The sequence below is a fragment of the Streptococcus parasanguinis genome (genome assembly GCF_964238605.1).
Classification (GTDB): Bacteria; Bacillota; Bacilli; order Lactobacillales; family Streptococcaceae; genus Streptococcus; species Streptococcus parasanguinis_AJ.
In genome coordinates, this window is the sequence record NZ_CAXSMM010000009.1 from 37,859 (window position 1) to 51,395 (window position 13,537).

The 13,537-nt window shown below is 43.5% G+C and carries 14 protein-coding genes; 2 read left to right on the forward strand and 12 right to left on the reverse strand.

All coding sequences use genetic code 11. The features are described from left to right. Positions 1-128: 128 nt before the first annotated feature. The 12 genes from ACESR9_RS07525 to ruvB all read right to left on the reverse strand — a co-directional run bounded on the left by ACESR9_RS07525 (position 129) and on the right by ruvB (position 11,658). Complete coding sequence (locus ACESR9_RS07525; protein WP_195529475.1) at positions 129-827, reverse strand: N-acetylmannosamine-6-phosphate 2-epimerase; 699 nt, start codon at positions 825-827, stop codon at positions 129-131. Between the two features lie 170 nt (positions 828-997). Further along, positions 998-1,384, reverse strand: a complete 387-nt coding sequence (locus ACESR9_RS07530; RefSeq protein WP_031572794.1) for a hypothetical protein — start codon at positions 1,382-1,384, stop codon at positions 998-1,000. A gap of 158 nt (positions 1,385-1,542) precedes the next feature. Further along, positions 1,543-2,595: a zinc-dependent alcohol dehydrogenase family protein gene (locus tag ACESR9_RS07535; protein WP_003015314.1), complete on the reverse strand. Its 1,053-nt coding sequence runs from the start codon at positions 2,593-2,595 to the stop codon at positions 1,543-1,545. Positions 2,596-2,756: 161 nt separating this feature from the next. Next, complete coding sequence (locus tag ACESR9_RS07540) at positions 2,757-3,080, reverse strand: hypothetical protein (RefSeq protein WP_003009394.1); 324 nt, start codon at positions 3,078-3,080, stop codon at positions 2,757-2,759. After that, positions 3,080-3,385, reverse strand: coding sequence for a hypothetical protein (locus ACESR9_RS07545; RefSeq protein ID WP_049472664.1), 306 nt, complete (start codon positions 3,383-3,385; stop codon positions 3,080-3,082). The genes ACESR9_RS07540 and ACESR9_RS07545 overlap by 1 nt, the downstream gene beginning before the upstream one ends. A gap of 13 nt (positions 3,386-3,398) precedes the next feature. Next, positions 3,399-3,956 carry a hypothetical protein gene (locus tag ACESR9_RS07550; protein WP_201089631.1) on the reverse strand — a complete coding sequence of 186 codons (558 nt, stop codon included), beginning with the start codon at positions 3,954-3,956 and terminating at the stop codon, positions 3,399-3,401. A 252-nt stretch (positions 3,957-4,208) separates the two neighbouring features. Then, the gene (gene adhE, locus ACESR9_RS07555) at positions 4,209-6,860 is read right to left on the reverse strand and encodes a bifunctional acetaldehyde-CoA/alcohol dehydrogenase (protein ID WP_049515273.1); all 2,652 of its coding nucleotides are present in this window, start codon (positions 6,858-6,860) and stop codon (positions 4,209-4,211) included. 402 nt (positions 6,861-7,262) lie between these two features. Continuing rightward, positions 7,263-9,065, reverse strand: a complete 1,803-nt coding sequence (locus ACESR9_RS07560; protein ID WP_023920066.1) for an acyltransferase family protein — start codon at positions 9,063-9,065, stop codon at positions 7,263-7,265. Then, positions 9,055-9,459: an MORN repeat-containing protein gene (locus tag ACESR9_RS07565; RefSeq protein WP_195623551.1), complete on the reverse strand. Its 405-nt coding sequence runs from the start codon at positions 9,457-9,459 to the stop codon at positions 9,055-9,057. The genes ACESR9_RS07560 and ACESR9_RS07565 overlap by 11 nt, the downstream gene beginning before the upstream one ends. 28 nt (positions 9,460-9,487) lie before the next feature. After that, the gene (locus ACESR9_RS07570) at positions 9,488-9,913 is read right to left on the reverse strand and encodes a low molecular weight protein-tyrosine-phosphatase (RefSeq protein WP_009731979.1); all 426 of its coding nucleotides are present in this window, start codon (positions 9,911-9,913) and stop codon (positions 9,488-9,490) included. A 173-nt stretch (positions 9,914-10,086) separates the two neighbouring features. After that, positions 10,087-10,653, reverse strand: coding sequence for a nucleotidyltransferase family protein (locus ACESR9_RS07575; protein WP_070590655.1), 567 nt, complete (start codon positions 10,651-10,653; stop codon positions 10,087-10,089). 6 nt (positions 10,654-10,659) lie between these two features. Next, positions 10,660-11,658 (reverse strand): Holliday junction branch migration DNA helicase RuvB, encoded by a 999-nt coding sequence (ruvB, locus tag ACESR9_RS07580; RefSeq protein ID WP_021154208.1) that lies wholly within the window; start codon positions 11,656-11,658, stop codon positions 10,660-10,662. Between the two features lie 230 nt (positions 11,659-11,888). Between ruvB and ACESR9_RS07585 the strand changes: the two genes are divergently transcribed. Both ACESR9_RS07585 and ACESR9_RS07590 read left to right on the forward strand, forming a co-directional pair. After that, positions 11,889-12,611, forward strand: a complete 723-nt coding sequence (locus ACESR9_RS07585) for a hypothetical protein (RefSeq protein WP_373106217.1) — start codon at positions 11,889-11,891, stop codon at positions 12,609-12,611. Between the two features lie 15 nt (positions 12,612-12,626). Continuing rightward, positions 12,627-13,370 (forward strand): hypothetical protein, encoded by a 744-nt coding sequence (locus ACESR9_RS07590; protein ID WP_373106218.1) that lies wholly within the window; start codon positions 12,627-12,629, stop codon positions 13,368-13,370. Positions 13,371-13,537 lie beyond the last annotated feature (167 nt).

Here is a 13,537-nt window from a genome sequence, read left to right on the forward strand (position 1 = left end):
CTCACGATTGCGGTAAGATTACTCTTACAGGGGGTTATCCTCAATGAGGACGCCTATTCTTGTTCATGTTTCAGATTCGACTACTCTCTATTCGGTCTCCTCCTCCTTCAATCTACTGTTTTGTTTTCTCATTTTAAGGCTGCGACGAAGCGCTCTGTAATCTCTTTTGGTCGGGTAATGGCACCACCTACAACGATACCGCGAACCCCGAGATCATGGATTTTCTTGGCCTGATCCGGATAGTGGATCTTGCCTTCTGCGATGACATCTACTCCTGCTTGGCAGAGACTATGGATCAGTTCAAAATCTGGACCATCAACCTTTGGACTGTAGTCTGTATAGCCCGAAAGGGTTGTTCCGACAAAGTCCACTCCCGCTTCGACAGCTGTCAATCCTTCTTCCAGAGTCGAAATATCAGCCATCAAGAGTTGGTCTGGATATTTCTCTTTGACTTGATGGATAAAGTCACTCATCGAAAGCCCATCATGACGCGGACGTTTGGTACAATCAAGCGCAATGACCGCGATATCCAAAGCTGCCAACTCATCGACTTCTTTCATGGTAGCCGTGATAAAGGGTTCTTCAGGTGGGTAATCGCGTTTGATAATCCCAATGATCGGTAACTTGGTCACTTCCTTGATTTCCTTGATATCCCGGACACTATTGGCTCGGATCCCGACAGCTCCACCCTGCTCAGCCGCTTTGACCAAGAGAGGAATGACTCCTCCTGCTTCTGTATAGAGCGGTTCATGAGGGAGGGCTTGACAAGAAACAATGATGCCGTCTTTGATTTGTTCAATCAGTTCATCTTTTGTAATCTTTGACATAACTCCTTCTCCTTTGATAATAAGGCAACTCGAGTACTTGTAAATTGATTATAATCTATTTTTAAAGCGCTTACAATATTAATCGTGCAATTGGATTATAGTTTCACATTTTAGGGGAAAATAAAAAGATCTCTGAAACTAGTTTCAGAGATCTAGGACATGGTGATTCCTTAGGCCATCTTTTGAGTCGCTTTTTCCTTTACGACAAATACAAATCCGATAGAGCCGACAACGGCTCCAAGCAAGATCCAATAGACCATATCCGATGAAGCCATTGGGCCTGCCAAGAGACCTGCTAATAAAAAGAGATCGATATACAGTCGGGTATCCCGATAAAAGGTCCAATTGAAATGGTAGCTACCTTCTGGATACTGACGCGTCGATACAGGCGGTTGAAAGACCTGCAGCAAGATCAAAATCCCAACAAAAGCAAGATAAGCTAGGCTAACTACCGAAAGCGGAGCCCGCATCGTCAACGCCACAGCCGCTAAAAGCAAGACCAAGATCCAGAAATGGAAGTCCATCCAGAATTCACGATGATAACAAAACCGTTTCATAAGATCACACCTTTCTCTTTATGTAATCGTTTTCTGTACTTCTATTATAAGACAACAAATTTATTTTGCAAGGAATCATTGGCTTTTGGGGGTTGAAAATAGGACCAGAATATCTCTGGTCCGTCTAAAAAAACTATGAACAAATATTAGTTGCCACTTCATTCACTGATATCATTTTCGATAATCACCTTGAGAGCATGGTTTTCACCCGCATGTTTAAAGACATCATAGGCTTTTTCAACTTCTGAGAGTTTGAAGTGGTGGGTGATGAGCTTAGTCGCATCGATCTTGCCTGATTTCAAGACATTGAGTAACATTTCAGTAGTATTGGCATTGACAAGACCGGTGTTGAGGGTAATGTTCTTGATCCACAAATCATCCAAATTGAAGCTAACCGGTTTTCCGTGGACACCGACATTAGCGATGTGTCCACCGACAGAGATGACGTTTTGGCAGACATCAAAGGTAGCAGGATAGCCCACACATTCCATGGAGATATCGACACCACGACCTTCGGTCACTTCATTGATAAAGGCCTTGATTTCAGCGATATCGCTGGAGCAGATGGTGTGAGTTGCCCCAAATTTCTTAGCTGCTTCAAGACGAGATTCAGACAAGTCCACCATGATAATCGTAGCTGGTGAGAAGAATTGAACGGTCAAAAGTGCTGCAAGACCGATCGGACCAGCTCCAACGATACAGACATTATCACCTGGTTTTACATGAGATGGGAGGACCCCAATTTCATAAGAGGTTGGGAGAATATCTGAGAGCATGACCAAGGCTTCGTCATCCACAGTTTCAGGCGCATGATAAAGACTTCCATCCGCATGTGGAATGTGGACATACTCTGCTTGGGTTCCGTTGATCAAGTGACCTAAAATCCAACCACCATCTTCACAGTGAGAAGGCAAACTACGTTTACAGTAGTAGCAGGTATTACAAGCTGTGACACAAGAGATGATAACCTTGTCGCCCACCTTGAAGTTATTCACTGCATCGCCGACTTCTTCGACGATCCCGATTCCTTCGTGGCCTAAAATTGTGCCTTCCTTACAAGCTGGCACATCTCCTCCTAGGATGTGAAGGTCTGTCCCACAGATGGTTGTCTTCAAGACTCGCACAATGGCATCCGTTGGATTTTTGATCACTGGCTTTGGTTGATCCAGCAGTTGCAGATTGCCTGCAGATACATAAGTTGCAGCTTTCATAAGCGACTCCTCTTTTGTTGGTTTGATAAAACCATTTTATTTTCGTTTCTTTGTGAATATTATAACATACTAAGTAAGCGCTTGCAAGAATTTATGAGCACATTTTTAAAAGTTTTTTGAGCAAACAAAAACATTCCTCTTATCTCTACCAGAGGAATGTTTCAATCACCTTGTTCTAATTGTTGACGCTGCTTATAGTACTCTTGCTGCTCGCGCTCGCGCTCTTCTTCTAAACGCTCTTCATAGCGCTTGAGTTCTGCCTCAAACTCTTCTTGCAAGGCAAATAAACGCTCCAAGCCACTTTGGGCCTCCGCACTTGGCGCTTGAAAATGAAGGGCACTCAGCCAGTCCACTAAATTTTCTGTATGTTGACGGACATCCATACGCATATCCGCATAATCCCACTCCAACTCGCTAAGCTTTTGATTGAAGCGGTAATGTCGATCTTCTAGTTGTTCTAATTCACTATTTCCTGAATGGTACATCACATACCTCCTTTAATCGGACTCAATAAAATCGGCTTCTTCACTGCTTTCAGTGCTGTCTCTACCGCGTCCGCTGCTCCTCCTGTAAATCCATCTTTCAAATCACTAACCAGAGTCGTTGTAGCAAAAGAGCGCATCTTTTCGGATTGACCGCCCAAGGTTACCTGCAAACTCATCCCTTCCAACATCATCAAGGCTTTTTGCGTTGCAATCAAACTTCTGATCGCAATCCGCTCTTGCTCCTTTTTAATCTCTCGATGGAGCTCCTCAATTCGTTCTCTGTCCTCTCCCAGGATCTCTAACATCTTTTTCTCCTACTTATGAAAAATCAAAGGCCGTCGCTTGTCCCTTGTCCAAGTCCACCAATTGAGCTGATGCTGCCTCCAACTGACCTGCCAAATCTGACAAGCGAGTGGAATAGGCCTTTGCTTGGGCGAGGTTTTCCGCCTCTACCGCTTGGTCCCAACAAGCATCCATGGAGAACTCTCCTAATAGTTGCTCCACTTCTGCATCTGTTAAAAATTGGGCCATGCTGTGGGCCATTTGAGACACCTCAGCGACCTTATGGGAAACCGTCTCCTTAGCCTCTTCCAGTTTATCCTTGACTTCTGCCTCAAAGGCAGTTGCTTTCGCTGAAGCATTCTGCGCTACCGCCAGCACCAATTCCTCCCGCAATTGAATGGTCTGAGTCCCAGACGCGCCTGCCAGTTGCTGATGGAGGCTAGAAATACTTGGCCTTTCCTGCCCATACATGGAGACCACCGAAGCAGATGATGGCTGATTTTCTGAAGTGGAAGTTTCCCGATCTCGTTGGGGCATTTCAATAATTTTCTGTGCCTGATCTTGTCTTCCTTGCACGTCACCTTCTAACTCCATTTGAGATGGCCTCCTTTCTTGGATTTGTTTTTTCATTTCCTATAACTGAAAAAGGATCATAACCCTTCAGCTACAGGCAGATTCATACACTATAGGGTAACATAAAATAGCTCGGAATGCTATAAAAATAACACAATTTTTGAAAAAAAGTCTAATTTTTTATGAAAAAACGAGTTTTGGACCCAAATAGCAAAAATCCCCCACTCTTTCGAGCGAGGGATAGCTGATAAACATCAGTTGTTCGTTGGCGTCTTATTTACGACGTCCTGGACGTTCCTTGTAACCATAGTAAGCATCTTCGATGATTTCTTGCATATGGTCTACCATTGGGAGACGTGGGTTGGCTGGTGAACATTGATCTTCGTAAGCAAGGAAGGCCAATTCACGAGAATGTTTCTTCCATTCTTTTTCATCGATGCCTTGTGCTTTGAAGTTCATTTCGATACCACAGCGTTCACCGAGTTCGTATACAGCTTTTGCGTAAGCTTCAACAGCTTCTTCTGGAGTAGAGCATGGAAGTCCTAGCATACGAGCGATATCTTGGTATTTTTCATCTGCACGGTAGTAGTTGTACTTAGGCCATGTAGCTGTCTTGGCTGGGCGTGTACCGTTGTAGCGGATAACGTATGGAAGCAAGATGGCATTGGTCCGTCCGTGGATGGTGTGGAATTGCGCACCGATCTTGTGGGCCATTGAGTGAGAAATACCGAGGAAGGCATTGGCGAAGGCCATACCTGCGATGGTTGACGCATTGTGCATCTTTTCGCGTGAATGGAAGTCCGCATTCTTGACTGAGCTTTCCAAGTTTTCAAAGACAAGTTTAATAGCTTGAAGAGCAAGACCATCTGTGAAGTCGCTAGCCATTTGTGATACATAAGCTTCTGTCGCGTGCGTCAAGACGTCCATACCAGTGTCTGCTGCAACAGATCCAGGAACTGTCAATACCAAGGCAGGGTCTACGATGGCAACTGTTGGAGTCAATGAGTAGTCTGCGATTGGGTATTTACGGTTGTTTGCTTTATCAGAGATAACGGCAAATGGAGTTACTTCAGATCCTGTACCAGATGTTGTTGGGATCGCAATAAATTTGGTCTTCTTACCAAGCAATGGGAACTTGAAGGCACGTTTACGGATATCCATGAATTTTTGAACCAAGTCACGGAAGTCCACTTCTGGTTGTTCATAGAAGAGCCACATTACTTTAGCCGCATCCATTGGAGATCCACCGCCGAGAGCGACGATAGTATCTGGTTTGAAGGCACGCATGATCTCTGTACCACGTTCAACAGTTGTGATATCTGGATCTGGTTCAACGTCTGCAAAGATTTGGTAAACTACCTTGTTGCGACGAAGGTCAAGCTGTTCGATGATACGATCAAGGAAACCAAGCTCTACCATAGCGTGGTCTGTAACGATCATGACACGTTCAACGTCACGACATTTTTGTAGGTATTCAATTGAATCACGTTCAAAGTATGTTTTTGAAGGAAGTTTCATCCATTGCATGTTATTTCTCCGGCGTCCGACTTTTTTGATATTCAAGAGGTTGATGGCACTAACGTTGTCCCCAACAGAGTTGCGTCCGTAAGAACCACATCCAAGTGTCAATGATGGCAAGAAGGCATTGTAAACATCCCCGATACCACCGAAAGTCGAAGGAGAGTTGCAGATCACACGAATGGCTTTAACTGCTTTACCAAATTCTTTGGTCAATTCTTCGTCTGCTGTATGGATGGCAGCTGAGTGACCAAGACCGTTGAATTCAACCATTTGGCGTGCTTTGTTAATTCCGTCTTCACGGCTTTCAGATTTCAAGACAGCGATGACTGGTGACAATTTTTCACGAGTCAACGGTTCTTTTTCGCCAACTTCTTTACATTCTGCCGCAAGGATATTGGTTCCTTCTGGTACAGAGAAGCCAGCTTGTTCAGCGATCCATGCTGCTGGTTTCCCAACGATGTCCGCATTCAATTTCGCACCTGCACAGTTCTTGCTATTGGCTTTTACGCCGAAGCAGAACTCTTCAAGAAGGGCTTTTTCTTTTTTGTTGACAAAGTAAGTGTGGTAAGATTTGAATTCTTCAACAAACTCATCGTAGATTTCTTTATCGATGATAACCGCTTGTTCAGACGCACAGACCATACCGTTGTCAAATGATTTAGACATGACGATATCGTGTGCTGCTTGGCGGATATTGGCTGATTTTTCAACATAAGCAGGTACGTTTCCGGCACCTACCCCAAGAGCTGGTTTTCCACAAGAATAAGCGGCTTTTACCATGGCGTTACCACCGGTCGCAAGGATGGTCGCAACTCCTTCATGGTTCATAAGGGCACTGGTTGCTTCCATAGAAGGTTGGGTAATCCATTGCACACAGTTCTCAGGTGCTCCAGCTGCAATTGCTGCATCGCGGACGATTTGTGCCGCATGAGCTGATGATTCTTGAGCAGATGGGTGGAAGGCAAAGACGATAGGGTTCCGTGTCTTCAAGGAAATCAATGCTTTAAAGATTGCTGTTGAAGTAGGGTTGGTTGTAGGAGTGATCCCGCAGACAACACCAACTGGCTCAGCAATAAGGGTCAAACCAGTGACGTCATCTTCTGAAATGACACCAACTGTCTTGGTGTGACGCATGTTGTTCACAACGTGTTCACAAGCGAACAAGTTCTTCGTCGCCTTGTCTTCAAAGACTCCACGACCAGTTTCTTCATAGGCATGAAGAGCGAGCTCACCGTGTGCGTCAAGAGCGGCTACAGATGCTTTCGCCACAATGTAGTCGACTTGCTCCTGGTTCAATTTGCGCATTTCTTCAAGCGCTACAAGCGCTTTTTGCACCAACTCGTCTACGTGTTTTTCAGCAGCGAGTTTCTTTTCTTCAGGTGAGAGAGTTTTTTTATCAGCCATTTGATGCTTTCCTCCAATGTTTGAAACCCTTATCCTTTTCTAGAACTTTTTCATGTTTTCGGAAATTTTCAAGAATAGTGTAAGAAATTTCGATTTGTTAATTATTTCACAATATAATTGTACTCTATTTTGAGATTTTTGTAAACACTTCCAAGCAACTTTCACAAAGATTTTTTTGAAGTTTGTGAAAGTTTTATCAATTCTATTGCTGTGAAAGCAATTCTTTAGCAAAATTGTGAAAAAATAATTAAAAAAATTATTTCTTCACAAAGTGATATTTTCAATCGATTTTTGTAAGCGTTTTCTTAATCTTACTAAAAAAAGCAGCTTTTTACAAGTAAAAAGTTGCTTTTTGTTTTATTTTGTTAGGATTTGTTTTGTTTCAGTTTCAGAGAAGCAGTTTTACTTCTTGACCGGACCCTTTTCGGCCTTATCAAGGGCTTCTTTTACTGTTTGAGCATAGAGTTCCCCACCATTGGTTTCCATATTGAAGTGAACAGAGTCTGTTCCCACCCAAATGTTTGGATTTTCAATTGCTACTTGGTACCAGTCCGCAATGGTGATAAAGTCGTATTTCTTAGCTAGTTCCAATTCATAAAGACGCGTTTGAACCGATTCACTGGACTGATCGTTGGCATAGCGCCCATCATATGGTGTCACAAGGATCAAGCGACGGCCTTTTGGAAGTTTCTCAACATACTGATCCAGCAATTCTTTATAGTTGCTTACAGTATTGGTTCCTAGGGCAATGACCACATTTTTTAGGAGAACTTTATTGGAGATATCGGTCTCAAAGACCTTCATTCCATTTTCCAACTGACGGCTCACCACTGCATCGATCTGGATGCCCGGGATCGCTTTAGTTAGGTAGTCCTGCGCTCGCAAGTTAACCGAATCACCGATCATGGTCACACCATTTGAGACGTTATAGTCTGTTGCAGTCGCATTATCCACTTGCGTCCGTGTGACCTGCATTTTGCTGTCTGCTTGATTGAGCCCACTCACTACCAAACTCTCATCAAAAGCTCCGACGGTTGGTGCAAAGGCGGAGATTCCAATCATCAAGAGAGCCAGAGGAATCATGAGGTAAAAGATCGGCTTGGTCAAAAAACTGAGATCCATCTTCATGCCGAAGACACGAGGTTCCTTGCCTGCAATAGTTGGCTCCAAAATATAGAAGGACAGAGCCGTTAGAATCAAGGAAACGATCGTCGTCACAAGGGCTGCCATCATATTTCCCAAATGTTGAGAGAAGATGATAAAGAAAGGCCAGTGGAAAAGGTAAACGCCATAACTGGTATCTGCCAAGAAATTGAGGATGGCTGGTTCTTTTTTATCTGGCGTCTTTTCATGGAGAATGCGGGCCGACAGAATCATGGCACAAGCTGCGATTGTCGCTGCTAAAAAGCCAAACAGATAGGTCCACAAGCTATCAAATGGCAAGAAAAGACTGAGCACAAACAAGAAGGCAAAGCTTCCACCCAAGACCGATAAGGTCTTTTTCATGCTCCAAGACTGCACCAGCTTTGTAAAGTTCGGGCTGACATTGGCAATCCCTGTCACCGTTGCTAGACACGATCCCGCAAAGAAGGGGAAGATGTGAGTGAAGCTAGAAAAATAGATGGTGGAGAAATTAGCTGTCAGAAAGGCGCGGATGAACATGGACAAGAAGGTGAAGAGAAAGAGCCCGCTGGATGCCAGGAAGAGCATGCCTCGGTACTTTCCAACCGTCTTAGCCCGTTTAGCCAAGAACCATGCCAAAAGTGCCCATAGCACATAGTAATGCACTTCTAGGGCCAAACTCCAGGTATGAAGGAAGAGATGCGGAATGAAGTTACTTTCGTAACTACCACCCGTTGCCATCTCAAAGAAATTGGTCACAAAACCGAAGACCGCCGCAATCTGAGTCCCAATACCAGCCACGTAGTCCCGTTGGACCATAAAGGTAAAGGGCATCACGACCAAGACCATAAAGACAAGGGGTGGTACGATCCGGTAAAAGCGCCGTTTCAAGAATGCCAAGTAGTCGATTCCTTGCTTGCGCGCAAATTCATCGATCAAGAGCGCTGTAATCAAAAATCCTGAGAAGGTGAAGAAAATATCTACCCCAATGAAGCCTCCAGGAAAGGCTTTTTGGAAGAAATGGTAAAGCAATACCAATAAGAGTCCTGTAACACGGACTAGTGAAAACCATTTAATGCGCATTTTGATAAATCCCCTGCTTGAATGTTCCTTTGTATACGACGTTGGCTTCTGTGGTTAAGGTGCCTTTGCCCTCCGGCTGGCCATTCACAAACTGCCCTTCATAGGTCCAACCAGCCTTGGACTTAAACTTACCATAGCCACTAAAAGAGCCGTTGACGAGGTTACCTGTATAGGTATCCCCATTTTTAAAGGTGACGGTTCCCTTGCCATTCATCTTGCCACGGACCAAACTTCCGTCGTAACGGATCGCCCCCTTATCCAAGGTCAAGACGCCCTGACCTGGAATGGCTGAAAGGAAAACCAGCAAAGCAGATAGAATAATCAGGACTAATGCTGCTATTTCTAAATTTTTTCGCGTCAGATAGACCTTATAGGTCTCATAAAATTCTTTCATATTCTGTATTCTCTCACATATCAAACTCTTAAGAAGTTGCTAACTGATCTAACCAGGCCTTACAGCCAGTCAGGACTCTGGAATAGGTCTCCTCAAAATCACCGGTATACCACGGATCTGGCACACTTTCAGCAGCAAAAAGATGAATCTTGTGCTCTGTCCCTGCAGGAGCCATTCGCTTCAGATCCACTACATTGTTTTCGTCCATCCCTAGGATCAAATCAAAGTTGTAAAAATCCTCTTCCTTGATCTGTAAGGACGTCTTAGCTGGATCATACGGGACCTGGTGTTGTTGAAAGATTTTCTGGGTTCCCCGATGGATAGGATTTCCATGTTCCCAGCTAGAAGTAGCCCGACTTTCAATCTCATACTGATCGGTCAAATCCTTCATGACAAACTCCGCCATGGGGCTCCGACAAATATTTCCTAAGCAGACAAAGACAATTTTTTTCATGATTCCACCTAACTCCTTGTTCGGACTGCCCAACCTAGCTGAGCTCTTGGCTTTCCACTATGGAAAACCAGCATACTATTACTATTATAACAAAAATGTGACAGAAAGATGACAAAGGGGCTCCATCATTTTAAAGAAAAATCAGATTCCTTATTCAAATCTGATCTGTTTCTCTATTTTGGAAAACGAACCTCTAATAGAGGCCATTTACTCTGCCAATTTTTCTTTTTCATCCGCTCTGTATAAACCGCTAAACGCTCGGGCCTGGCTAAAAAATGCGGAGTCGGCTGAACGATGAAGTCTTCGATATCCCTTGTCCCATAAGGGAGAAAGAGCTCTAGCTGACCATCTTTTCTTAAGCGAACTGCAAGTGCCGTACACTGCTCGGGGTATTTGGAAACCGCGTCACAAGCACTGCGATAAGGAGCCGTCCCTGGACTATGCTGGTGCATATAGACTTGATTTTTCACTTCCCAAGCGTACTGGGGATAGGTCTTCTTTAACTCCTGCTCGATCTGCTGAGTCCCCTCATAGCTAATCGTAGGATCATAAAAGACCAGATCCATATCGGTTGTCGCATCAAACCCTGGTTTTCCAGAAAGCTGGTTCCAGATGAAATTGCGCACCGCACCCGCCGCTAACCAAGAATCTACCAAATCTAGATCTCGAATGATAGCCAAGACAGTCATCATCTCCGGATCCGCTTGGATTTGTTCTACTATTGCTTCTTCCGTCAGCATCTTCTTCTAGTCTCCATTGTAGGGATAACCCAGGTGTTCGTAAGCCTTGCGAGTCGCCACGCGCCCTGTCCGGGTCCGCATGATAAAGCCTTTTTGAATCAAGTAAGGCTCATACATATCTTCTACGGTCTCGCGCTCTTCAGCAATATTGACCGATAGAGTCCCAAGCCCGACCGGGCCACCGCCGTACATCTCAATCATGGTGCGCAGGATCTTTTGATCAACATAGTCCAGACCTTCATGGTCCACATCCAGCATAGAGAGAGCCTTGTCGGTAATGGTATCGTCAATCAAGCCATCGCCCATGATCTGAGCAAAATCGCGCACCCGTTTGAGCAAACGGTTGGCAATCCGAGGGGTCCCACGACTACGAAGAGAAAGCTCTTCGGCAGCTTCGTGGGTGATCTCCATCTCAAAGATTTCGGCGGTCCGCTCGACAATCTCAGTCAAATCATCTTGCTCATAGTATTCCATGTGCCCCGTAATCCCAAAGCGAGCGCGCAAGGGATTGGACAGCATACCAGCTCGCGTTGTCGCCCCAATCAGAGTGAAAGGAGGAAGGTCCAGATGGACACTCCGGCTGCTCTCCCCAGCGCCAATCATGATATCGATGTAAAAATCTTCCATGGCGCTGTAGAGCACTTCTTCGACTGACATAGGCAGACGGTGGATCTCATCGATAAAGAGAACATCCCCCGGCTCTAGATCATTGAGGATAGCTACCAAGTCACCGGCCTTTTCAATGACAGGACCAGAAGTCTGCTTGAGATTGACGCCCAGTTCATTGGCAATGACAAAGGCCATGGTGGTTTTCCCAAGCCCCGGAGGGCCAAAAAGAAGGACATGATCCAGCGCCTCATCCCGAAGCTTAGCTGCCTCAATAAAGATTTTCAGCTGGTCCTTGACCTTATCTTGACCAATATATTCATGTAAATATTGCGGGCGCAACGTCCGTTCAACGGCCTCTTCATCGCCCATGATTTCATTGTCTAAAATTCTACTCATACAGTCTATTATAGCAAAAAATGATACCTTCGGTACCATAAATAGAATGTGTTTTTTAAAGATCCTGGTTCTCACCGTCGTTCGTTAGAAAAAGTTGAACAGTTGCCCTCATCGTCAACCTTTCTTTTTATTATACGGTCCCTTCTTCTTCATCTATCGCTCACCATTTCACTTTATAATTATTTCCTTTAATGATAAAATTAAAGCAACAACGTTTAGGAGGTAAATTTATGTTTACTAAAACAAAGAAGATCCTTCTCGGTTTCTTAGCATTCTTTGCAGTACTCCTTATTGCGGGATGTCAGTCTTCTCCATCGCAGTCTTCTAAAACAAATAAGTCTTCTCAAACAGATAAATCTCCTCAAACAACAAAAGCACCACAAGATCTTACAAAGGATCAACAAGGAACTTGGAAATGGACTGACCAACAAATGACCATTCAGAAAGTATTCCTAGCTTCTAATATCAAAAAACTAGCCGCTGTACTAATGCTTGATGACTTCGATAAGGTTAAGATGACGATGACCATTAAAGACAAAACCGTTGAATTGAAGTACCATTTTGATTACAGAGAACTGTATGAGGATCAAGCATTTGCAACAGGAGAGAACAAAGCGAATTATGAATCGTATTTAAAAAATAAAACTGCTGAATTTAAGAATTATATTCCAAATTTGAAACATACAAAGATTACTCTTGACGAACCTAATTATGCCTATGATTACTCTCTAACTGGAGAAATCGATACGCAGAAACATACTATTACGTTCCCTGAAACACCTACATTTTTAAGTAGAATTGTTATGGGAACCACGTATAACTCACTTGTACCAATTACTTATACTTACACCGTTGAAGGTAACCAACTAACACTTTATGCTGAAGGTAAAGATGAACAAAGTCATTTTAGAGTAATACGTCTTCGTTTCAATTACGTAGGAGACAATCATTAGAAGGAGTGATCAATCATGAACAATATGAAAAAAAGTTCCCTATGGATGTTTTCCCTTCTTGCTCTTCTATTTGTATCAGGATGTGGGCAACAACAGAAACAACAGCAACAGAAACAACAGCAACAGAAACAACAAACAACCGCTGAGACTACAACAGTTGCAGAAACTACCACAGTAGCACCTACCCCAGTCTCACTCGAAGGAGACTGGAAAGCTGTAGATTTTAGAGATACAGTGGAACGTACTTTCTTAATTTATTATGATGATGCTAATAGTCGATTAAAGGTTACTGAAGCCTTCCAAGATATCGTTCCGACTCTAAAAATTACAGGAACAGATGTAACTTATTCTTATAGTGCCGATATGAATAAGTATATTGATTTTTATGCTGAACAGAATAAAGATAAATATCCTACAAAAGAAGAAGCTACCGCCATCCTTCTAGGCGTAAGAGAAAAGAAATTTGGAAGTTTTAAACATCAAACTGGAACGTTTGATAACAATACAAAAGTGTTAACTGCAACGTTAAATGATGGGGTTTTAAACGAGAATGCAAAAACGATCGTATTCCCTGAAGTGCCAAACATCTTTGGAGTTCTACCTCTTTATATTAATTCTACAGACGTACCAATTACTTATCACTACGAATTGAATGGTGACATCCTTACAATTTATGCTGAGAAAACGTACGATGAAACTGGTGCTCATCTTGTTTATCCAATGAAATTCAAGAAAGTTTCAGATCCTAAAACTAATTAAATAACTCACTGCTCCTTGAGAATTTCTCAAGGAGCTTTTTTGTATGCAAAAGCATTAATCCATGAGCTTTCACCCTATTAAAACACTTCGTTACCTTTGGTTCGGTTGAACTCTCTGAGTTCACCTCATTAAATTTTTAAAGATCCTGGTTCTCACTAGCGTTCGAA

Coding starts and splice junctions, on each gene's coding strand:
- ACESR9_RS07525 (WP_195529475.1), bottom strand. CDS start 827: ATGTCAAAGATTACAAAAGATGAACTGATTGAACAAATCAAAGACGGC.
- ACESR9_RS07530 (WP_031572794.1), bottom strand. CDS start 1,384: ATGAAACGGTTTTGTTATCATCGTGAATTCTGGATGGACTTCCATTTC.
- ACESR9_RS07535 (WP_003015314.1), bottom strand. CDS start 2,595: ATGAAAGCTGCAACTTATGTATCTGCAGGCAATCTGCAACTGCTGGAT.
- ACESR9_RS07540 (WP_003009394.1), bottom strand. CDS start 3,080: ATGTACCATTCAGGAAATAGTGAATTAGAACAACTAGAAGATCGACAT.
- ACESR9_RS07545 (WP_049472664.1), bottom strand. CDS start 3,385: ATGTTAGAGATCCTGGGAGAGGACAGAGAACGAATTGAGGAGCTCCAT.
- ACESR9_RS07550 (WP_201089631.1), bottom strand. CDS start 3,956: ATGGAGTTAGAAGGTGACGTGCAAGGAAGACAAGATCAGGCACAGAAA.
- adhE (WP_049515273.1), bottom strand. CDS start 6,860: ATGGCTGATAAAAAAACTCTCTCACCTGAAGAAAAGAAACTCGCTGCT.
- ACESR9_RS07560 (WP_023920066.1), bottom strand. CDS start 9,065: ATGCGCATTAAATGGTTTTCACTAGTCCGTGTTACAGGACTCTTATTG.
- ACESR9_RS07565 (WP_195623551.1), bottom strand. CDS start 9,459: ATGAAAGAATTTTATGAGACCTATAAGGTCTATCTGACGCGAAAAAAT.
- ACESR9_RS07570 (WP_009731979.1), bottom strand. CDS start 9,913: ATGAAAAAAATTGTCTTTGTCTGCTTAGGAAATATTTGTCGGAGCCCC.
- ACESR9_RS07575 (WP_070590655.1), bottom strand. CDS start 10,653: ATGCTGACGGAAGAAGCAATAGTAGAACAAATCCAAGCGGATCCGGAG.
- ruvB (WP_021154208.1), bottom strand. CDS start 11,658: ATGAGTAGAATTTTAGACAATGAAATCATGGGCGATGAAGAGGCCGTT.
- ACESR9_RS07585 (WP_373106217.1), top strand. CDS start 11,889: ATGTTTACTAAAACAAAGAAGATCCTTCTCGGTTTCTTAGCATTCTTT.
- ACESR9_RS07590 (WP_373106218.1), top strand. CDS start 12,627: ATGAACAATATGAAAAAAAGTTCCCTATGGATGTTTTCCCTTCTTGCT.